This window comes from Cupriavidus pauculus (genome assembly GCF_022179805.1).
GTDB classification, from domain to species: Bacteria; Pseudomonadota; Gammaproteobacteria; order Burkholderiales; family Burkholderiaceae; genus Cupriavidus; species Cupriavidus pauculus_E.
Map to the genome: position 1 here is coordinate 45,070 of NZ_BPUO01000022.1, position 20,001 is coordinate 65,070.

Genomic DNA, 20,001 nt, shown 5'->3' on the forward strand with positions numbered 1-20,001 from the left:
ACGTCCCGGCAAAACGATGGCGCTCAAACCATGGCACCCGGGAAGACGGGAGAAGCAATGAGCCTGCTTATCAATCGGACTGCCGTCCGGTCGTTGCACGGTCGTCTGAGCATGTCGCTGGGCGCGCTGGCGTTGCTGGTGGGATTGCTCGGGGCGCTCGGCGCGTGGGTGGTGGTGCAGCAGATGGGGCGTCAGTTCAACCAGGATCTGCAGGCCGCCGCCGCGTCGATCCATCCCGCGCCCGCGCACATGCCGCTGCAGGCCGATGCCTCGCATCCCTTGCCGCACGTGGTGATCCAGACCTGGCGTCCCGGCGATACGACGCTGCCAGGACACACCAGCGATGCCACTGTGCTGCTGCCGCGCGCCCGTGAAGGCTTTTCCTCGGTGCAGGGCGCCAACGGCAATCTATGGGACGTGTTCGCGCTGCAGGCGGGCGATGCTTATGTCCAGATCGCCGAGCAACGCGCGGTGCGCAACGACAACGCCTGGCGCGTGGCGATGTGGACCGCCGTGCCAGTGCTGCTGTTGCTACCGGTGCTGATCTGGCTGATTCGGGCCAGCGTGCGGCTGTCGCTGCGTCCGCTCGGCGTGATGGGCGAGCGGGTGGCGCAGGCAGACCTGAATCACCTAGAGCCGGTGGACATTCGCACCGCGCCCGAGGAACTGCATCCGTTCCTGGCATCGATCAACCACATGATGGCGCGGCTATCCACGCTGATCCAGACCGAACGCACCTTCATCGCCGATGCTGCGCACGAACTGCGCTCGCCCATCACGGCGCTGCAGTTGCAGGTGGATAACCTGCGCCACGCGCCCGCCGATGCGCGCGGCGAGCGGCTGGACGCCCTGCAGCGCGGCATCCGGCGCACGGCGACGCTGGTGACGCAGTTGCTGGGCCTGGCGCGCGCCGAGATCGGCGCCAGCTCGCCGCCGGTGGCGGTGGCGCTGCCGCAACTGGTGACCGATGTGGTGGCGGATCTGCTGCCGCTGGCCATCGATCGCGGTGTCGACCTGGGTGTCGAGCAGCTCGACGACGCCATGGTGCCGGCGCAGGAAACCGATCTGCGCATGGTGGTCAAGAACCTGATCGAGAATGCCATCCGCTACGGTGGGCAGGGCTGCCGCATCGATGTCAGCGTGCGGCGCCACGACAACCACGTGGAAATCGAAGTCGCCGACAACGGTCCGGGCATTCCGGAGTCTGAACGCACCCGCGTGTTCGACCGCTTCTATCGCGGCGCGGCCACCGACGAGGAGGGCAGCGGCCTGGGGCTGGCGATCGTGCAGACCGTGGCGCAGAACCTGGGCGGCAAGGTCTGGCTCGCCGGCCGCGACGATGGCCACAGCGGCCTCGTGGCGCGCATTCACCTGCCCACGCAGAGACAGCCATGAGAATCCTGCTGATCGAAGACGACCCGCAGATCGGCCAGAGCCTGACCCGCGCGCTCAAGGATGCCCAATGCAGCGTCGACTGGGTACGCACCGGCGAACTGGCCAGGTCGGCCATCGCCGATGGCTCGTACACGGCCATGCTGCTGGATCTCGGCCTGCCCGATGCCGAGGGGCTCGACATCCTCAAATGGCTGCGCCAGCGCAAGGACGAGACGCCGCTGCTGATCATCACCGCGCGGGACGACGTGGATACCCATATCTCCGGCCTCGACCTCGGTGCCGACGACTACGTCATCAAGCCGTTCGAGGCGCGTGCGTTGCTGGCGCGCATCCGCGCCGTGGTTCGGCGCAAGGCGGGCTCGGCATCGGCCACGCTGACCCACGGGGCGGTCACGCTTGACCTGAACCTGCGGAAGCTCACGTATGGCGAGCATGGCGATGTGCTCAGTGCCCGCGAATATGCGCTGATGCTGGCGCTGCTGGAGCGGCCCGGTGCCATCCTCTCGCGCGCGCAGCTGGAAGAGCGGCTGTACGGCTGGGGCGAGGAGGTCGAAAGCAATGCCGTGGATGCGGTGATCTACGGCATCCGCAAGAAGTTCGGCAGCGCCATCGTGCGGAATGTGCGCGGGCTAGGGTGGACGGTGCCGGGGAGCATTTAGTTACCCGACGGGCCGGCGACGGCCCGGCCGTGCCCCGTGCTACTTCGCCTGATTGTTCATGATCGGAATGCCCGGGTTCCGCGCCGCAAATCCCCGCGTGAATTCGTCGATCGCCATCCTGCTTCCGAACGCAGCGCCTGCCCGGACTTTCCCGTCTGACGGATTGTCACCGTCACGTCGCATATTGCAGTGAAATGTGTATTTCGTTATCACAATGCACACTTTCAACTGTGAAGCGCCAATGAAAGAATGGCAGCGCCGTTGACGCCACTCGCGTCCTTGCCTGGCGCTACCGAGCGCTGATCCCACCTGACACGGCTGGCGTCGCCACAACCCGACGCCCAGCGTGCATCCCGCCTGTCTTGCCTGCCATACCGGCGGGCAGCCCGGTCATCGCCAGGGCGCGCTGCCGCGCGCGCGTACTACCAGAGCCAACTCAAACACCAGAAGCCGCCGCCTCCGGGCCGGCAGTTCGCATTCACCACAAGGGGAAACCACGAGCATGAAAAGAAGAGAGCTGGCCGTCGCGGCCATTGCCTGCCTGTTGGGAAGCAGCGCCTACGCGCAGTCATCTGTGACGCTTTACGGCGTGGCCGACGTCGGCATCGAGTTCGCCAATCACCAGAAGGGCGCGGGCAACAGCGTGGTGCGGATGCAGTCGGGCAACCTGTCCGGGTCGCGCTGGGGCATTCGCGGCACCGAGGACCTGGGTGGCGGCCTGCGCGCCATTTTCACGCTGGAAAGCGGCTTCAACGTCGACGACGGCAAGAGCGGGCAGAGTGGCCGGCTGTTCGGACGGCAGGCGTGGGTGGGCTTGAGCAGCGACTATGGCACGCTGACGCTGGGTCGCCATAACACGCCCATGTATGACATCGGCGTGCAATACGATCCGATGGGCATTTCCACGCGGTACTCGATTGGCGTGCAGGACGACGACTTCCAGTCGCGGGCCGACAACTCGATCAAGTACGTGGGCAAGTTCGGTCCGGTCACGGCCAAGCTGCTCTACAGCTTCGGCGCGGACGGCACGGCGGGCGTGAACGGCGAGGTGCCGGGCCATCCGAGCGTGGGCCGCGAATACGGCGCCAGCCTGGCCTACGAGGCGGGTCCGCTGGCCATTGCCGCGGTCTACGACGAGCAGAACGGCGACACGGTCGCCACTGAAGACTACAAGACCCGCAAGGCGGCGCTGGTCGGCACCTATGTGATCGGCCCGGTCAAGACTTACGTGGGCTACCGTTATGGCCGGATCATGACGCCCCCCACGAGCCAGACGACGAACCTCTACTGGGCGGGCGCGCAGTGGGATATCACGGCGGCCTGGTCGTTGACGGGCTCGGCCTACTACCAGGACTTCCGCGACACCGGCGCCGATCCGTGGCTGTTCGTCGTATCGGCGGACTATTCGTTCTCGAAGCGTACCGACGCGTATTTCAACGTGGCCTACACGCGCAACAAGGACGGCTCTAACCTTGGAACGGGCGGCTTCGGGACGACTGTCCCGGGCAAGAACCAGACTGGTGTGCTGCTCGGTATCCGGCATAAGTTCTGACCGGCGCCCGGTTCCGGCCGGGTCAACAAGCCTGATAGCCTGATAGAAAGGGCGCCCACCATCGTGGGCGCCCTTTTTTTTGCATCGGAAGGGGCTGCCGCCGGCGCGCCGGAAAGAAAAACGCCGGTGCCGCGCAAGGCGGCACCGGCGTGGCTGGTACGGGGCGGGACGGCGTCAGGCTGCCGCGGCCGTCCGTGCCGACAGCGGCGTCTGCTGGCCGGGCGCCACGTACGCGGCTTCCAGCAAAGCCTGCGTATAGGGGTGCTGCGGGCGATCGAGAATGTCCGCCACGCTGCCTTCCTCGACGATACGGCCCTGGTGCATCACCACGATGCGGTCGGCCACCTCCGAGACGGCGGCCAGGTTGTGGGACACGAAGAAGCACGCAAAGCCATGCTGGGTCTGCAACTGGCGGAAGAGCGTCAGCACCTGTTTCTGGATCGTCATGTCGAGCGCTGAAACGGGCTCGTCAGCCACCACCAGGGCGGGCCTGCGGATCAGGGCGCGAGCGATGGCCACACGCTGGCGCTGGCCGCCCGACAGTGCGTGCGGAAAGCGGTCGCCCAGTCCGTCGAGTCCCACTTCGGCCAGCATCTGCGCCACGCGGGCGCGGCGCTCGGCGGGTGTCAGCCGTTCGCCGTGGTTCAGCGGCTCGGCAACGATCTCGGCGATGCGCTGGCGCGGGTCCAGCGAGGAGTAGGGGTCCTGGAACACCATCTGGCAGGCCAGCCGGAATTCGCGCTGCGCGGCCTTGCTCCCGGTGCCCAGGGCCTGTCCGCGAAACCGCAGCTCGCCACCGGCCAGCGGCAGCAGGCCGATCATCGCGCGGCCCAGCGTGGTCTTGCCGGAGCCGGAACCGCCCACCACCGCCACGACTTCGCCCGGACGGATGGCCAGCGATACCTGGTCGACAACGCGCTTGTCCGGCTGATGCGAGAACAGCCGGTGGCTGCCGGGATAAGTCACCGAGACATTGACCGCCTCGATCACCGGCGCGTGATCGGGCACGGGCTTGCGATCGTCGGCACGCCTGGGCAGCGCATCGATCAGGCTGCGCGTGTAAGCAGCGGCGGGCTTGCTGAGCACGCGCTCGGCAGGGCCGTGTTCCACCTGGTCGCCGCGCCGCAGTACCAGCACGCTGTCCGCATAGTGCGCCACGAGCTGCAGGTCGTGGGTGACCAGCAGTACGGCCGTGCCGCTCTTGCGCGTGAGGTCGGCCATGATCTCCATGACTTCGCGCTGGCTCAGCGCGTCGAGCGCGGTGGTCGGTTCGTCGGCGATCAGCAGCCGGGGCTTGAGCAGCATGACCGATGCCAGCATGATGCGCTGGCGCATGCCGCCCGAGAACGCGTGCGGATAGGCGGCCATGCAGCCTTCCGGATCGGCGATCTGCACGCGGCGCAGCATCTCGATGGCGCGCGCACGGGCGTCGACTGCGCCAATGCACTCGTGCAGCATCAGCCCTTCGCACAGTTGAGCGCCCACCGTGATGGCGGGATTCAGCGACACCATGGGTTCCTGGAAGACCATGCCCGCCACCTGTCCGCGCAGGTCGCGCATCGCGCGGTCGGAAAGCGTGCCGACATCGTGCCCGGCCAGCGTAATGGTGCCGGCGGTCTGCCTGACCTGGGACGGCAGCAGGCGCATGATCGCGCGGCCGGCCATCGTCTTGCCGCTGCCGGATTCGCCCACCAGCGCCAGCACCTCGCCGGGCGCCACGTCGAACGAGATGCCGTTCAGGATCGGATGACCGGCGGCGCCGCTCAGCGTGAGGTTGCGTACCGAGAGCAGGGGGTTCGAATCGGCCATCGCCTGGTGTTCCTGTCGGGTTTGAGCGTTCATTGTCGTTCCATCCGCGGGTCGAGCCAGTCGCGCAGCGCGTCGCCCAGCAGGTTGATGCCAAGCAGCGTCATGGCGATGCAAAGGCCCGGTGCAATGCCCAGCCACGCGGCCGATTCCATATACGGGCGTCCGGAGGACAGCATGTTGCCCCACGTGGGCGCCGGGGGCGGCACGCCAAGGCCAAGAAAGCTCAGCGCGCTTTCTGCCAGCACCACCCAGCCGAACATCGACGTGCCCAGCACCATCAGCGGGGCCGCGCAGTTGGGCAGGATATGCCGCAGCATGGTCACGATTTCGCTATTGCCGATCACGCGCGACGCTTCGACGAATTCCTTCTCGCGCAGCGACAGCACGGTGCCGCGCACCAGCCGCACCACGGTGGGCGTGTAGGCCAGGCCCAGCGCCAGCACGATGCCGTACTTGTTGGCACCGGTGATGACCATGATGCCGAGCGCCAGCAGAATGCCCGGGAACGCCAGCAGCGCATCGTTGACGACCATCATGATGCGGTCGGTACGGCCCCGGAAGTAGCCGGACACGAGCCCGAGCAGCGTGCCCAGCACCATCGCCACGATCACGGTCATCGCGGCCACGGCCAGGCTGGCGCCGGCACCAGCCAGCAGGCGCGACAGGATGTCGCGGCCGAATTCATCGGTGCCCAGCCAGTGCAGGCTGGACGGCGCATTGAGGCGCATGCGCAGGTTGAGCTTGAGCGGATTGAACGGCGTCCAGACCGCGGAGAGCAGCGCCATGACGGCGACGATGCCCACGAGCAGGCCGCCAATGACGGCATTGGTTCGGAATTTCATGACGTGGCGACGCGCGGGTCGAATAGCGGGTAGAAGAGGTCGATAACCAGGTTCACGAGCACGTAGATGCCTGCGGTGAACAGCAGGCAGCCCTGCACCACCGGGTAGTCCCGCGCGAAGATCGCGTCGACGAGCAGCCGGCCCAGGCCGGGCAGCGTGAAGACGGTCTCCAGTACGGCGATGCCGCCCAGCAAGTTGCCCAGCACTAGGCCGATCATGGTCCACGTGGGCGCAAACGCGTTGGGCAGCACATGGCGCAGCAGCACGCGCAACTCGGAGAGGCCCTTGGCGCGTGCGTGCGTGACGTATTCCAGCCGCAGGGTCTCGATGACACTGGCGCGCGCCATGCGGGTGAGCACGCCCATCTCGATCAGCGTCAGCGTGACGATGGGCAGCACCAGGAAGCTGGCCGCCGCACGCCAGTCTTCGCCGAAGGCCACGTAGCCCACCACTGGCACCCAGCCGAGCTTCAGGCCCACCACCAGCAGCAGCAACAGGCCGAGCCAGAAACTCGGGATCGACAGGAACAGCGTGGCGCCGGCCACGATCACCGTGTCGGACAGCGAATTCTGCTTCCACGCGGCAAACAGGCCAGCCGGCACGGCGATCAGCGCGGCCGCAGCCACGGCCACTAGCACGATGGTGGCGCTAACCTGGAAGCGTTCCACGAGCAGCGGCAACACGGCTTCGCCGCTGGTGATGGAATGCCCGAAGTCGCCACTGGCCATGTGGGACAGCCACAACCAGAACTGCACGAGGATCGGTTTGTCGAGCCCCAGTTGGGCGCGCAGGTCGGCGATCTGCGCGGCAGTGCCGGTGTCGCCAAGAATCAGCTGCGCCGGATCGCCGGGAATCAGGCGCATCAGCACGAAGACCAGCACCGCTACCAGCAGCAGCGTTGGTAGCGTCCACAGTGCGCGGCGCAACAGGTAGAGCGGAAAGGAAGATGACATGGAGTCGTTCCGGGAAAAAGGGGGCTCGGCGGGCTCAGCGCGCCGCGCTGGCCGTGGGCGGCGGGGACGCCGGAGCAAACGTGACATTCCACGCGCGTGGCTGGCCCAGCGGCCAGCCGCCAAAGTTGCGCACGTAGTTGCGCGCGGCGCTGGTGCGGGTTTCCGAATAGACGAAGATGACCGGCACGTCCTCGCGCAGACGCGCTTCCAGCGTGTCGAACACGGCCTGGCGGCGCACGGCATCGGTTTCCGTCATGCTGTCCGCCAGCAGGCGGATCGCCTCGGGGTTTTCCCAGACCTTGCGGGGCTGCTTGTCCTTGGGGCCGGTGATCATGTCGTAGGACAGGGACGGGTCGAGCCGTGCCGAGTAGCTGAACGACATCGCCTGGTAGTCGCCGCGGTTATAGCGGTCCAGCAGCGTGGCCCAGTCCAGCACTTCCACGTCGATACGCAGGCCGGCTTCGGCCGCCATGGCCTGGGTCAGCACCGCGATGTCGAACAGCGAGTTGTAGCGCTTGGTGGTCAGGATCTTGATGGGCTGGCCGCGATAGCCGGCCTGCGCCAGCAGCTTGCGCGCGCCCTCGACGTCGCGCTCCGGCATGGCCGCCTGCGGCTTGCCGTAGAACGGGCTGGGACGCGGGATAACCGACCGGCTGGCCCGCGAGCCGCCATTGGTGACGGCATCGACCATTTCCGGCACGTCGAGCGTCATCGCGATGGCGCGGCGGATGCGCGGGTCCTTGAGCACGGGGTCGCGCGTCTGCAGCAGCAGGCCGTTCAGGCTCATGGTGGGCGTGCTGTCGAGCAGCACGTCCTTGCGCGCGCGGTAGTCGGGCAGGTCGTTGTCTTCCACGTCGGGAATCACGTCGATGTTGCCCGACAGCAGCGCCGCCTTGGCCGACGACGGATCGGGGATCACCATGAACCGGATGCGGGCAATGGCCGGCGTCTTGTTGCCGGTGTTGCCGTCGCGTGCGCCTGGCAGCGGCTGGTAGTAGGGATTGCGCGCCATCTCGATGTACTGGCCGCGTTTCCAGTCGGTGATCCGGTAGGGGCCGGTGCCGACGGGCTCGCGCCACTTGCCGTCAGGCCCCAGGGAGCTGCGGTGGTAGATACCGGTGCCGCCGCAATCGGGCCGTGCCAGCGTCTTCAGGAACAGCGCCGACGGCTTGTCGAGCGTGAAGACCACGGTGGCCGCGTTCCTGGCTTCCACCGACACCACCTTCGCCTGGCCGCGTCCGTCGAACTCGGACAGACATCGCCAGTTGTTGGCGGGGGTCATGTAGCGGTTCCAGTTGACGACCACGTCGTCGGCGGTCACCGGCGCGCCGTTCTGGAAGCGCAGTCCGGGGCGCAGCGTAAACGTGTAGATCAGGCCATCCGGCGAGGTCGTCACCGACTGCGCCAGCAACGGGCCAACGGACGTGTCTTCGCGGAATGCCACCAGGCCTTCCACCACGTGCGCCATGACGGCATCGGTATTCACGTCGCGGTTGACGCCGGGGTCGGTCGACCGGATATCGGCATTGAGCCGCACGCGCAGCACGTCCTGCGCGGGCTGGGCCCACGCCGGCGCGGCGGCGAAGGTACCGCCCGCCGCCAGCAGCGCCAGGCCGGCGCGCAGGGTCCTCATCGTCCGCCGAGTCCGCATCGTCATTGTTGTCGTTGTTGTTGTGATTGTCTTCGTGGGGGGTTGTCTCTCCATGGCTCCTCCCGCGCTGCTATGCCGCCACGGCGTGCTGTCGGTCCGCGCCAGCGCCATGGGCTTGCTCGATCTCCATGTCCAGGCGGAAGGTCTGGAAGGTGGGGAACAGCGCAGGCAGCATCGACACCTCCATCGTTCCTGCCTCGGGCTCCATGACGATCATCGCGACCGTGGCGGACAGGTTGTTGCTGGAGTTCGGGCGCGGCGGCCGGCAGACCGACCACGGCGACTCGAAGTCATCGAACAGCGCGCGCTTGATGGTGTCGACGGTGATCTGGCCCACATGTGGCATCACCAGCTGGCGCACGCGTTCGTCACGATAGAGCGAATCCGGCATCTTCTGGATGCCCAGCTCGCGCAGCTTGCCCAGTGCCACCGGGCTTTGCCAATGGTTGGCGTGCACGATCACACCCTGCTGCGGCAGCACCTGGAACGTTTCGTCCGGCGCACATTCGAAGTCGATGCCGATGCCGCCGGCATGGGCCACCATGATGTTATTCGCGGCGGACTTGGCCGTCACGTAGACCGCCTGCATGGCAAAGGCCAGGCGGCGCTGCTCCAGCACCTTGCGGCGAATCAGCGCCAGCGGCACGCCAAGCTGCCGGTAGTCGCGCTCGCATTCCAGGTAGTTCGCCGTGATCGAGATGCCGGCGGCGTTCATGCCGGAGCGCGCCAGCGCGCCGGCCTCGGTGAACGTCAGGTAGTCGGGGCCGTCTTCACGGTGCACCTTGAGCACGACCGACGATTCGGCGCACTCGGCCTTCCAGTCCCAGTTCTGCGCGTGGATGACGCGGCCGCTGGCGGTGGCTTCCGGCAGCGCCATCACGCCCGTGCAGCCGTCCGGGTCAAGCGGCACCGGCTGTTGCTGGCGCATGCGCTCGGCCAGCTTGAGTACTTCAGTGCGGGCATTGAGCATGACGATCGCGGCATACTCGACCCCGGCGCCCTCGGCGATGCCACGCATCTCGTCGATATAGTTCGCATCGAACGCCGCTATCGTGGGTTCGAACGTGGCAACGATCTTTTCCAGTTCTTTCCAGCTAAGCTTGCTCTTTTCCAACTGCTGCGTGTAATGCGCGATGCCGCGCCGGATCCAGGGCGCGGCTTGCTCTCCGTACTGACGGCCGCGTTCGCGCGGCGCGCCGCTGACTTCGATGAGCGGGCATTCGGGGGCTTGGGTGGGATAGTTGGATTGGGCTTGGCTGGTCATGGATGTGTGCTTTGGGCGATAAGTCACGGGTGTGTCAGGTGGGTATATAATTCAAAGTGTATTTTGGACATACAAAAAAATCAATGAGTATTCCCAACGAGTCGATCGGGCGCGGACGGCTGGTGCTGCGTGAGCGGATTGCGGCGTGGATTCGCGATGAAGACCTGCAGGCTGGCGACCGGCTGAACGAACAGCAACTGGCCGAGACGCTGGGTGTGTCGCGCACGCCCATCCGTGCCGCGCTGGACGAACTGGAAGCCGAGGGTTTTGTGGAGCGGCGCCGGAACAAGGGCGTGGCGCTGGTGGCGCCGCCTCCGGTGGCGGCCCCGGAGCAGGGCGCTCCCGCCGGAGAGGACCAGTTGCTGACCCGCATCGCCCACGACCGGCAGCGTGGCGCGCTGGCAGACGAGGTGTCCGAGAAGGAACTGATGGATACCTACGGCGAGACGCGCGCCTCCGTGAAGCAGGCGCTGGTACGCCTGGCGGACCTTGGCATCGTGGAGCGCCGGCTGGGTTACCTGTGGAAGTTCCAGGACGCCGTCTGGTATCGCGAAGCGCGGCTGGAAAGCTACCGCTTCCGCCTGGTCATCGAGCCGGCGGCCATCCTGGAGCCGACCTTCGCATTGCCCGATGACTGGGCGGCGCGCATGCGCATCCAGCATTCGGCGTTCCTGACCCAGCCGTGGACCGAGGCGTCAGCCGTGGCGTTCTTCGAGACCAACGCGGCATTTCACGAGGGGCTGGCGCAGGCGTCCGGCAACCGTTTCTTCGTGGATGCGATCCGGCGCCTGAACCGCATGCGCCGTCTGTCTAACTACGACTGGAAGCATGGCCGCGAGCGCGTGGAGATCAGTTGCCACGAGCACCTGGGCATTCTGGTTGCGCTGGAATCGGGCAACCGCGAAGGGGCCGCAGCCCTGATGCGCCGGCATCTGGACGTGGCCAGCCGTCTGCGCGGAACAAGCACCGAAGGCGCGGCCGAGGCGGCCGGCAACGCCGGGGAATGACCCGCCGGCGCCCGTCGTCGGCTGCCGGCGGGCCTCAGGAAAGCTTGTAGCTGGTGAGGTGGATGCTGGTTTCCGTGGCGCCGATGCCGCGGATCAGCCGCACGCGCTCCAGCACCGACGCCAGCCCGTCCAGCGTGGCGGCGCGTACTTCGGCCAGCAAGTCCCAGCGGCCATTGGTGTCGTGCAGCGACACCACGCCCGGTTCTCCCAACAGCCGGGCAATCACTTCACGGGCCTGGTTGCCCTCCACGGCAATGCTCATCCACGCCGTAATCAGGTCCTGCCGCGTCTCCGGCCGCAACTGCACCGTATAGCCGACGATCACCCCCGACTTTTCCAGTCTCGCCATCCGGTTGGTGATTGTCGTGCGCGCCACGCCCAGCCGGTGCGCCAGTAGCGCCACACTGGCGCGTGCGTCGGCGCGAAGCTGGGCCAGCAATCTGTGGTCGAAGTCATCCATGCGTCGAAATGAAGGTCGTTGTGTCCAGTTTGATGCGATGATAGTATTTTGTTAGCACAATAACCACTTCATTTTGATCAGGCGGACGGTGAGAATGGCTCGCAACTTTTCGATTCTCATCACCGGAGCACGCAGATGACCCAATTTCTCTCCACTGAACACGTCGCCCGCATCGTCGCCACGCGCGGTATCGCGCATGTGCTGCGCGGCATGGCCGGCTATATCGAGGACGACTACCGCCGCTGGCAGGAATTCGACAAGTCCGCCCGCTCGGCCAGCCATTCGCCCCAGGGGGTGATCGAGCTGATGCCGACGGCCGACGCCGCGCTGTACAGCTTCAAGTACGTCAACGGACACCCCGCCAACACGCGTATCGGCCTGCCGACCGTCATGGCTTTCGGCGTATTGGCGGCGGTGGACACCGGCATGCCGCTGCTGCTCAGCGAACTGACGCTGACCACGGCGCTGCGCACCGCCGCAACGTCGGTGATGGCCGCGCGCCGGCTGGCCCGCGCCGACGCCCGGACCATGGCTTTGATCGGCAATGGCGCCCAGGCCGAATTCCAGGCGCTGGCCTTCCATCACCTGCTGGGCATCCGCTGCATCCAGGCCTATGACGTCGATCCGGCGGCCACGGAAAAGCTGCGCCGCAACCTGGCCGAAGTGCCGGGGCTGGAAGTGCGTGTGTGCACGTCGACCGAGCAAGCCGTGCGCGGCGCCGACATCGTCACCACGGTAACGGCCGACAAGGCGTACGCGACGATCCTGATGCCGTCGATGCTCGAACCGGGCATGCACCTCAATGCCGTGGGCGGAGACTGCCCGGGCAAGACCGAACTGCATCCCGACGTGCTGCGCAGCGGCCGCGTGTTCGTCGAATACGAGCCGCAAAGCCGCATCGAAGGCGACGTGCAGCAGATGCCCGCTGATTTTCCGGTGACCGAATTCTGGCGCGTGCTGGCTGGCGAGGTGCCGGGCCGTATCGACGCCGGAGAGATCACCGTGTTCGATTCGGTCGGCTTTGCGCTGGAGGATTTCTCCGCGCTGCGCTACCTGCGCGACCAGGCTGCCGTCCTGGGCATGGGCGAGCGCGTGGCATTGATTCCCGAATTTGCCGATCCCAAGAACCTTTTCGCGCAGTTGACGTGCGGCGTGACGGCGCCGTGCACCGAACCCGGGCTGGCCGCCGTCGTCCACTGACGCGCCAACCGCTTATCTCCCTTTATTCCTGACGCCATGAACAGCCAGACCCATACGCTCAAGTCGCCCTCGCCGGGTGTTGCCTTCCAACTGGTCAGCCACCATTTCGGCGCACCCGTTGAAGGCGGCGGGCGCAAGATCTACATCCAGGCCGGCCTGCATGCCGACGAGATTCCCGCCATGCTGGTGGCGGTGACGCTGCGCGATCACCTGGTGCGGCTGGAGGCGCAGGGCAGGCTGCGAGCCGAGGTGGTGCTGGTGTCGGCGGCCAACCCCATCGGCATGGCACAGGGAGTGCTGGGCAACTTCGTGGGCCGCTTCGAGCTGGCCAGCGGGCGCAATTTCAATCGCGACTTCCCGATGCTGGCGCAGGAGATCGAGCGCGCCGTGGCAGGCCAGCTTACGTCCGACCCGCAGGAGAACGTGCGCCGCATCCGCGCGGCGTGGCGCGATGCGCTGCTCGCGCGATCCCCGGCGTCGGCGTTTGCATCGCTGCAGCAAACGCTGATGCTGCTGGCGCACGACGCCGACTTCGTGCTGGACCTGCATTGCTCGCGCGAAGCGGGCATGCATCTCTATACGGGCGACGCCATCTGGCAGGAAGTGGAGCCGCTGGCGCGCTACCTGGGCGCCACCGCCAGCCTGCTGGCGCTGGACTCCGGCGCGTATTCCTTCGACGAAGCCCACAGCTTCACGTGGTATCAGCTCCAGCAATCGCTGGGCGAACGGTTCCCGATCCCGTCGGGCAGCATTGCGGTCACGGTCGAGCATCGTGGCCAGCGCGACGTTTCCGACGACCTGGCGCAGGCCGATGCACAGGCGCTGCTTCACTACCTGACGTATGTCGGCGCGATCGAGGGCGAGGCACCGCCGCTGCCGCCGCTGCGCCAGCCCGCAACGCCGCTGGCCGGCAGCGAGCAGCTCGTGGCGGCAACCACCGGCATGCTGGTGTACCGCGCCCGTGTGGGAGACGTCGTGGAGCCGGGCCAGCCGCTGTTCGATATCGTCGATCCGGTTTCGGGCGAGCGCACCACGGTGGCCAGTGGGTCGCAGGGCGTGTTCTACATGGGGCGCGACACGCGCTTTGTCAGGCCCGGCGACCAGATCGGCCGCGTCTCGGGCTCGCAGGCGCGCCGTACTGGCAATCTGCTCGGCCCCTGAAGCGGGGCAGGGAAGTAGACGGAGAGACCCGACGAATCAGTCGGGCTTTTCGGATTTCAGAATGCTGCGGATACTGGCCAGCGCCGCGAGCGTATGGTCAAGGTGGGCACGCATCGCGGCGGAGGCGTCGGCGTTGCGGCCCTGTTCGAGCAGGTCCAGCAGATGCATATGCTGCCGCGCGTGTTCCTCGTACCGTGTGCGTTCGCGCATCGAGCGGTAGGACAGCAGGCGGCGTACGCGGTTGACGCGCCGGATCGTGTCGATGAAGAACGGGTTCCCCGATCCTTCCACCAGTGACTCGTGAAAGCGCACCCCACGGTCGTGCAACTGATCGGCCGTATCGGTCTGGATGCCACCGTCCAGCAAATGTTGCTCAGCCGCCCGCAGCCGCGCGATGACTTGCGCGTCGAGCCGGTAGCCGGGTTCCAGCAGCGCGGCAGGTTCCAGTGCCAGGCGCATGCGGTACGACTGCAAGAGCGAATCAGGCGTGGTCAGCATGGTCGAGAACGTCCAGCCGTAGCCCGGCTTGCGTTCGCCCCATCCCTCCTGCGTGATACGTGTCAGCACGGCGTTGAGCTGCGTGGCGGTCAGCCCGTATCGTTGCCGCAGGGCGAGTTCCGGAACCTCCGTCGGCAGGGAACCGCCGAGCAGGTCTTCGGCAATCTGGAAATAGGCGTCGCCAACGAGGTCGGGCTCGGCAAGCCCAAGCTCCGCAGCCAGTTGCGCGGCGGGCTTTTCGACGGGCTGGGCGAGGAAGAACCCCCGGTTCTTTTCGCGCTTGACCAGACCCTTGTCGTGCAGCATCGCCAGCGCATCATTGACCGGCGTACGCGAGACGCGCAGCTTGTCCGCGAGCATCTGCGCCCGCAGGTGTGCGCCGACCGGCAAGCGCTCGGTCTGGATCAGCTCGACGATCTGCGTGGCGATGGATCGGTCTTGGGTCATGGTGTCGTGCGGCGTGGCAACGTCATGAGGTCGCCAAGGCTGGCTTATGTTGCGCCAGCGTTTGATGGAGGATCGAGGGAATCACGCCCCCGCGCCGCAACAGGTCGACTTCAAGCCGGGTCTCCACGGCGGCGGTGGCATCGAATGCTTCCACCGCGCCATGCTTGCGCACGATCCGCACTGGAATCTTGCAGCGCGGCGCCAGGGCTTCGGCGTCAGCGTCGACGTGGATCACGTCTCCGGGCTGGATAGCCAGCGTTTGCGGGCTCACGCCGGCCGGCATGCGCAGCGGCAGGATACCCATGCCGATCAGGTTGGAACGGTGGATGCGCTCGAAGCTTACCGCAATCACGGCCCGGATTCCCAGCAGGCGCTGCCCCTTGGCCGCCAAGTCGCGCGAGGAACCGGTGCCGTAACGCTCGCCGGCAATCAGGACCGCAGACTGGCCTTCATCGCGATACCGCTGCGCCACCTCGTGGATCGGCGCCACGTCGCCACTCGGCACGTGCACGGTATGGGCGGTGGGCACTCCCGGCTTCAGCAGGTTGACCAGCGTCTTGTTGTAGAACGCGGCGCGCATCATGACTTCCCAGTTGCCGCGCCGCGAGGCGAACACGTTGAGATCGTTGCGGTCGTCGCCCCGGCTGACCAGGAAGTCGGCCACGAAGCTGTCCTTGGGGATGGCGCTGGCGGGCGAGATATGGTCGGTCGTGATGTCGTCGCCGAGCACGAGCAGCGGCCAGGCATCGAAATTGCCAAGCTGCGAGCCCTGATCGAGCGCGGCAAACGGTGGGCGCCGCAGCGCGGTGGAGCGGGGATTCCAGGGATAGCGCGCCGTATCGGCAGAGGGCAGGGCCGCCCAGACCGGATTCTGCGATGCCACGGCGAAGGCGCGCCGGTAGTCGGCCGGGTCTGCGCCCATGGCCAGCGCCTCGGCCACCTCTTCGCGCGTGGGCCAGAGATCCTTGAGGAAGACCGGCGTGCCGTCCGGCGCTGTCTGAACGGGCTCACGGCTCAGGTCGCGTTCGGCGTCGCCAGCCAGGGCGAAGGCCACCACGAGCGGCGGCGACATGATGAAGCCGAGATTCAGGTCCGGATGAATGCGCCCCGGGAAATTGCGGTTGCCCGACAGCATGGCGACGGGCCATACCGCGCCGGCCTCGGCGGCGTCGCGGATGGCCGGCGTCAGCGGCCCGGAGTTTCCGATGCAGGTCGTGCAGCCAAAGCCGACGATATCGAAGCCGACGGACGACAGGTCATCAGTCAGTCCGCTGCGCGCCAGGTAGGCGGCGGCGGCCGGTGATCCTGGCGCGAGCGAGGTCTTGATCCATGGCGCCACGGTCAGGCCACGTGCCCGGGCCTTGCGCGCGACGATACCGGCCGCGACCAGCAGCGCCGGGTCAGACGTATTGGTGCAGCTCGTGATGGCTGCGATGGCGACGGGAAAACGCGGCATCCCATCGACGTGCGACTTTGGCGCGAACGGAAACTGGGCGAGCGCGGCGGCCGTATCGGCATAGGACAGCAGGTCCTGCGGGCGGCGCGGCCCGGCCACATGCATGCCAATGCTGGCGAGCTCGATCTCGATGGTGCGCGTATAGCGGGGGGCGTTGTCCGGATCGAACCACAGGCCAGCGTGTTTGGCGTATGCGCAAGTCAACGCAACGTGGGCCGCGTCGCGACCCGTGGCACGCAGGTACGCCAGCGTCTGCTCGTCGATCGGGAAGAAGCCCGTCGTGGCGCCGTACTCGGGGGCCATATTGGCGACGACCGCGCGTTCGCCGGCCGTCAACGTCGCCACGCCGGGGCCAAAGAACTCCACGAACTCGCCGGACACGCCAATGGCGCGCAGCCGCTGCGTCACGGTCAGCGCCAGGTCGGTCGCCAGTACGCCGGGTTGTAGCGCGTTGGTCAATCGCACGCCGATGACGTCCGGAATCCGCTGCATGACCGGCATGCCGAACATCACCGTCTGCGCTTCCAGGCCGCCGACGCCCCAGCCCAGTACGCCAATGCCGTTGATCATCGGCGTGTGGCTGTCCGTGCCGATCAGGGTATCAGGCACCGCCCATGGGTTGCCGTCGCGCTGCCGCGTGGTCACCACCGTCGCAAGCTGCTCCAGGTTGATCGTATGCATGATCCCCGTGCCCGGCGGATGGATGCGTACACCCTTGAGCGCCTTCGACGCCCAGCGCAGGAAGCTGTAGCGCTCGGCATTGCGCTGCGCCTCGATCCGCAGATTCTCGTCCGCCGCGCCGGGCTGCGCGAACGCTTCGACGGCCAGCGAATGGTCGACCGAGGAATCGACGGGCAGCACCGGGTTCAGCGCGTGCGGGTCTACGCCGGCTTCCGCCAGCGCGTCGCGCATGGCGGCGATATCGACCAGGGCAGGGGTGCTGGTGGTGTCGTGCATCAACACCCGGCCTGGCTGAAACGCAATCTCGGCTTCGCTCGTGCCGGTCTCCAGCCAACCCACGATCGCCGCCATCGCCTCGGCACGTTCCTCGCCCTCCATGTTGCGCACCACGTTCTCGAACAGCAGACGCAGGACAACTGGTAGCCGCGCCAGTGACGCACCAAGCATGGTCGGCAGGTCCACGTAGCGATATGTGACGCTGTCAGCGCAAAACTGACCTTCAAGAGGAGTCATTCCGGGGTGCAGGGCGTTTTCCATGGCCGCACTTTGCATCTATTTACCTAAAAATGCAATTAGAGGCAACACTGCACCAACCCCTGATAAACAAAGGGGACGGTTTGCTTCAGCGCTATATAGAAGGAGGCCGGCAGCCGACGCTCAGGGCATGCGGTCAGGATTCGCGGTGCCTTTCACCGCGAGTTCGTGCGCAAGATTTGATCGGTGTCCCCAGTCCGAGCCACAGCGAAAGCGGGATCGCGATCAGGAAAAGGGTGGCGAGAAAAAGGTAGCTGAGGAGTGCGGACCAGGTGACGTCTATCCCGTAGACGGTACAAACATTGATGTAGTCGCGGACGGCGCAGAGGCCCAACGATTCCATCCATATAGCTAGCGCAGGCGACGTAGTTCAGCGTCACCGGCACCGTGGCGATCAGATACCTGAGCGAGAAGGGCAACCGTGGATGCCACAACGCTACGGCCGGCATCGCAACGACGGCACAAACCAGGAGTATCGGGATAGCAAGGAGGAGGATGAGCATGTGTCTTCCGGCTTGGTGACGCCCCAAGAGATCCGCCGGAATTGTCGCCTCCCGATTGCAGACGCTTCCGTATGCAATCGAACACTGGCACCGCCGCAGCAGGGTAGCGCTCGCCCGAACACCAGGCGTGGTCGCTACCCGTAACGGTTCAGCCAGAGGCCATCCTGATCAGAGATGGCTCTTTACGCCGCAGCAGCCTCTTCACGCATGCGACGGGCTTCGTCGCGCAGGAACTGCTGGTAGTCGTCCAGATCGCCGTCGAAGGGCTCGACACCGCCCTTGGTGACAAGCCAGAACTCGTCGCATACGGCGCGCAGCAAGGCCCGGTCGTGGCTGACCAGCATCACCGTGCCTTCGAATTCGTTAAGCGCCATGCCCAGCGCTTCTCGCGTGGCCAGGTCCAGGTGGTTGGTCGGCTCGTCGAGCAGCAGCAGGTTGGGGCGCTGCCACACGATCATGCACAGGACGAGCCGCGCCTTTTCGCCGCCGCTCATCGTGCTGACCGCCTGATGAACCATGTCGCCGCTGAAGTTGAAGGTGCCAAGGAAGGTGCGAAGCGCTTGTTCGCCGCCGCTCTGGCCGGGCGCGCGCATGTGGGGCGGCGTGTCCCGGGCAAGCCGGATCATGTGTTCCATCGGCGTGTCCATCGGCCGCAGCACGTCAAGTTCCTGCTGGGCGAAGTAGCCGATGTTCAGGCCCTTGCCCTCGCTGATCTCGCCGGCAATCGGGGCCAGCGCGTGCGCCACCGTCTTCACCAGCGTGGACTTGCCCTGGCCGTTGGCGCCCAGAATGCCGATACGCTGACCGGCCAGCACGGAACGGTTGATGCCGCGCACGATGACGGTCGGCTGCGTGCCAGGTTGCGCGTCTTCCGGCGCCGGATAGCCAAAACTCGCGTCCAGCATCGACAGCAGCGGGTTGGGGACGTTGAGCGGCTCCTTGAACTCGAAGCTGAACTCTGCGTCGGCCAGCACCGGCGCGATCTTCTCCATGCGTTCAAGCGCCTTGACCCGGCTCTGCGCCTGCTTTGCCTTCGACGCCTTGGCCTTGAACCGGTCGATGAACTTCTGCAGGTGGGCAATCTTTTCCGTCTGCTTGGCCAACGCGGCCTGCTGCAGTACGAGCTGCTCGGCGCGCATGTCCTCGAACTTGCTGTAGTTGCCGCCGTAACGGACGAGCTTGGCATTGTCGACGTGGACGGTAACCTGCGTCACGGCATCGAGGAATTCGCGGTCGTGGCTGATCACCACCAGGGTGCCCTGGTATCGCTTGAGCCAGGCTTCCAGCCAGACCAGTGCGTCGAGGTCCAGGTGGTTGGTCGGTTCGTCGAGCAGCAGCAGGTCGGACGGGCACATCAGCGCGCGCGCCAGTTGCAGCCGCATGCGCCAGCCGCCGGAGAAGCTGTTCACTGGATGTTCGAGCTGCGCGGTGGTGAAGCCCAGGCCCTGGATCAGCGCCTGCGCCCGTGCGGGGGCGTCGTGCGCGCCGGCGTCATGCAGCGCCATGTAGGCGTGCGCCATGCGCATGCCATCGTCGCTGGCCTCGGCGGCGGCCACTTCGGCCTGCGCGGCCAACAGCACCGTGTCTCCTTCGACGACGAAGTCGGTCGCGCTCTGCTCGGTTTCCGGCATGTCCTGGGCAACTTGCCCCATCTTCCATGCGGCGGGAATCGAGAACTCGCCGCTGTCTTCGTGCAGCGTGCCGTTCAGAAGGGCGAAAAAGGACGACTTGCCGGCGCCATTGCGGCCGACAAGACCAATCTTTTCGCCGGGGTTGAAAGTGACGGACGCGCGGTCGAGTACGACATTGACGCCGCGACGCAGCGTGACATTACGGATGGAAATCATAGGGCGCTACTTCGGAGAGGATTGGCATGATAGCCGACCCGGCATCCTCGCTGCCGCTTCTTTCCGGCGGCAGGCGTAATCA

At 66.3% G+C, this 20,001-nt stretch carries 15 protein-coding genes; 6 read left to right on the top strand and 9 right to left on the bottom strand.

Features of this window, described 5'->3' with window-relative positions:
- Positions 1-57 precede the first annotated feature (57 nt).
- From MFF62_RS28655 to MFF62_RS28665, 3 genes are all read left to right on the top strand, one after another.
- Entirely contained in the window at positions 58-1,395 is a 1,338-nt protein-coding gene (locus tag MFF62_RS28655; RefSeq protein ID WP_238267005.1) for a sensor histidine kinase, read from the top strand.
- A complete protein-coding gene (locus MFF62_RS28660; RefSeq protein ID WP_238267006.1) occupies positions 1,392-2,054 on the top strand; it encodes a response regulator transcription factor in 663 nt (220 codons plus the stop codon). Before MFF62_RS28655 ends, MFF62_RS28660 begins: the two co-directional genes overlap by 4 nt.
- Before the next feature lie 502 nt (positions 2,055-2,556).
- Positions 2,557-3,606, top strand: coding sequence for a porin (locus MFF62_RS28665; protein WP_238267007.1), 1,050 nt, complete (start codon positions 2,557-2,559; stop codon positions 3,604-3,606).
- A gap of 174 nt (positions 3,607-3,780) precedes the next feature.
- On the opposite strand, the gene MFF62_RS28670 is transcribed toward MFF62_RS28665, so the two are convergent.
- The 5 genes from MFF62_RS28670 to MFF62_RS28690 all read right to left on the bottom strand — a co-directional run bounded on the left by MFF62_RS28670 (position 3,781) and on the right by MFF62_RS28690 (position 10,125).
- Complete coding sequence (locus MFF62_RS28670; protein ID WP_238267008.1) at positions 3,781-5,448, bottom strand: dipeptide ABC transporter ATP-binding protein; 1,668 nt, start codon at positions 5,446-5,448, stop codon at positions 3,781-3,783.
- Complete coding sequence (locus tag MFF62_RS28675) at positions 5,445-6,257, bottom strand: ABC transporter permease (protein ID WP_238267009.1); 813 nt, start codon at positions 6,255-6,257, stop codon at positions 5,445-5,447. The genes MFF62_RS28670 and MFF62_RS28675 overlap by 4 nt, the downstream gene beginning before the upstream one ends.
- On the bottom strand, positions 6,254-7,210 hold the full coding sequence (locus tag MFF62_RS28680) for an ABC transporter permease (RefSeq protein ID WP_238267010.1): 957 nt from the start codon (positions 7,208-7,210) through the stop codon (positions 6,254-6,256). Before MFF62_RS28680 ends, MFF62_RS28675 begins: the two co-directional genes overlap by 4 nt.
- Before the next feature lie 34 nt (positions 7,211-7,244).
- Positions 7,245-8,843: an ABC transporter substrate-binding protein gene (locus MFF62_RS28685; RefSeq protein ID WP_238267011.1), complete on the bottom strand. Its 1,599-nt coding sequence runs from the start codon at positions 8,841-8,843 to the stop codon at positions 7,245-7,247.
- An 88-nt stretch (positions 8,844-8,931) separates the two neighbouring features.
- Positions 8,932-10,125: a C45 family autoproteolytic acyltransferase/hydrolase gene (locus MFF62_RS28690; RefSeq protein ID WP_238267013.1), complete on the bottom strand. Its 1,194-nt coding sequence runs from the start codon at positions 10,123-10,125 to the stop codon at positions 8,932-8,934.
- Positions 10,126-10,208: 83 nt separating this feature from the next.
- Between MFF62_RS28690 and MFF62_RS28695 the strand changes: the two genes are divergently transcribed.
- Positions 10,209-11,132, top strand: coding sequence for a GntR family transcriptional regulator (locus MFF62_RS28695; protein WP_238267022.1), 924 nt, complete (start codon positions 10,209-10,211; stop codon positions 11,130-11,132).
- Positions 11,133-11,166: 34 nt separating this feature from the next.
- Here MFF62_RS28695 and MFF62_RS28700 read toward each other — a convergent pair whose 3' ends face one another.
- A complete protein-coding gene (locus MFF62_RS28700) occupies positions 11,167-11,592 on the bottom strand; it encodes an Lrp/AsnC family transcriptional regulator (RefSeq protein ID WP_238267023.1) in 426 nt (141 codons plus the stop codon).
- Between the two features lie 135 nt (positions 11,593-11,727).
- Here MFF62_RS28700 and MFF62_RS28705 point away from each other — a divergent pair, with 135 nt between their 5' ends.
- Positions 11,728-12,792: an ornithine cyclodeaminase gene (locus tag MFF62_RS28705; protein ID WP_238267024.1), complete on the top strand. Its 1,065-nt coding sequence runs from the start codon at positions 11,728-11,730 to the stop codon at positions 12,790-12,792.
- Positions 12,793-12,828: 36 nt separating this feature from the next.
- Positions 12,829-13,953: a succinylglutamate desuccinylase/aspartoacylase family protein gene (locus MFF62_RS28710; protein ID WP_238267026.1), complete on the top strand. Its 1,125-nt coding sequence runs from the start codon at positions 12,829-12,831 to the stop codon at positions 13,951-13,953.
- Between the two features lie 36 nt (positions 13,954-13,989).
- On the opposite strand, the gene MFF62_RS28715 is transcribed toward MFF62_RS28710, so the two are convergent.
- From MFF62_RS28715 to MFF62_RS28725, 3 genes are all read right to left on the bottom strand, one after another.
- On the bottom strand, positions 13,990-14,898 hold the full coding sequence (locus MFF62_RS28715; RefSeq protein WP_238267028.1) for a GntR family transcriptional regulator: 909 nt from the start codon (positions 14,896-14,898) through the stop codon (positions 13,990-13,992).
- 22 nt (positions 14,899-14,920) lie between these two features.
- Positions 14,921-17,548, bottom strand: coding sequence for an aconitate hydratase AcnA (acnA, locus tag MFF62_RS28720; RefSeq protein ID WP_238267031.1), 2,628 nt, complete (start codon positions 17,546-17,548; stop codon positions 14,921-14,923).
- A gap of 706 nt (positions 17,549-18,254) precedes the next feature.
- A complete protein-coding gene (locus tag MFF62_RS28725) occupies positions 18,255-19,919 on the bottom strand; it encodes an ABC-F family ATP-binding cassette domain-containing protein (RefSeq protein ID WP_238267034.1) in 1,665 nt (554 codons plus the stop codon).
- Positions 19,920-20,001: the final 82 nt, after the last annotated feature.

Excerpts from the sequence above, each read along its gene's own strand:
- MFF62_RS28655 (WP_238267005.1), top strand. The coding sequence starts at position 58 with ATGAGCCTGCTTATCAATCGGACTGCCGTCCGGTCGTTGCACGGTCGT.
- MFF62_RS28660 (WP_238267006.1), top strand. The coding sequence starts at position 1,392 with ATGAGAATCCTGCTGATCGAAGACGACCCGCAGATCGGCCAGAGCCTG.
- MFF62_RS28665 (WP_238267007.1), top strand. The coding sequence starts at position 2,557 with ATGAAAAGAAGAGAGCTGGCCGTCGCGGCCATTGCCTGCCTGTTGGGA.
- MFF62_RS28670 (WP_238267008.1), bottom strand. The coding sequence starts at position 5,448 with ATGAACGCTCAAACCCGACAGGAACACCAGGCGATGGCCGATTCGAAC.
- MFF62_RS28675 (WP_238267009.1), bottom strand. The coding sequence starts at position 6,257 with ATGAAATTCCGAACCAATGCCGTCATTGGCGGCCTGCTCGTGGGCATC.
- MFF62_RS28680 (WP_238267010.1), bottom strand. The coding sequence starts at position 7,210 with ATGTCATCTTCCTTTCCGCTCTACCTGTTGCGCCGCGCACTGTGGACG.
- MFF62_RS28685 (WP_238267011.1), bottom strand. The coding sequence starts at position 8,843 with ATGAGGACCCTGCGCGCCGGCCTGGCGCTGCTGGCGGCGGGCGGTACC.
- MFF62_RS28690 (WP_238267013.1), bottom strand. The coding sequence starts at position 10,125 with ATGACCAGCCAAGCCCAATCCAACTATCCCACCCAAGCCCCCGAATGC.
- MFF62_RS28695 (WP_238267022.1), top strand. The coding sequence starts at position 10,209 with ATGAGTATTCCCAACGAGTCGATCGGGCGCGGACGGCTGGTGCTGCGT.
- MFF62_RS28700 (WP_238267023.1), bottom strand. The coding sequence starts at position 11,592 with ATGGATGACTTCGACCACAGATTGCTGGCCCAGCTTCGCGCCGACGCA.
- MFF62_RS28705 (WP_238267024.1), top strand. The coding sequence starts at position 11,728 with ATGACCCAATTTCTCTCCACTGAACACGTCGCCCGCATCGTCGCCACG.
- MFF62_RS28710 (WP_238267026.1), top strand. The coding sequence starts at position 12,829 with ATGAACAGCCAGACCCATACGCTCAAGTCGCCCTCGCCGGGTGTTGCC.
- MFF62_RS28715 (WP_238267028.1), bottom strand. The coding sequence starts at position 14,898 with ATGACCCAAGACCGATCCATCGCCACGCAGATCGTCGAGCTGATCCAG.
- acnA (WP_238267031.1), bottom strand. The coding sequence starts at position 17,548 with ATGACTCCTCTTGAAGGTCAGTTTTGCGCTGACAGCGTCACATATCGC.
- MFF62_RS28725 (WP_238267034.1), bottom strand. The coding sequence starts at position 19,919 with ATGATTTCCATCCGTAATGTCACGCTGCGTCGCGGCGTCAATGTCGTA.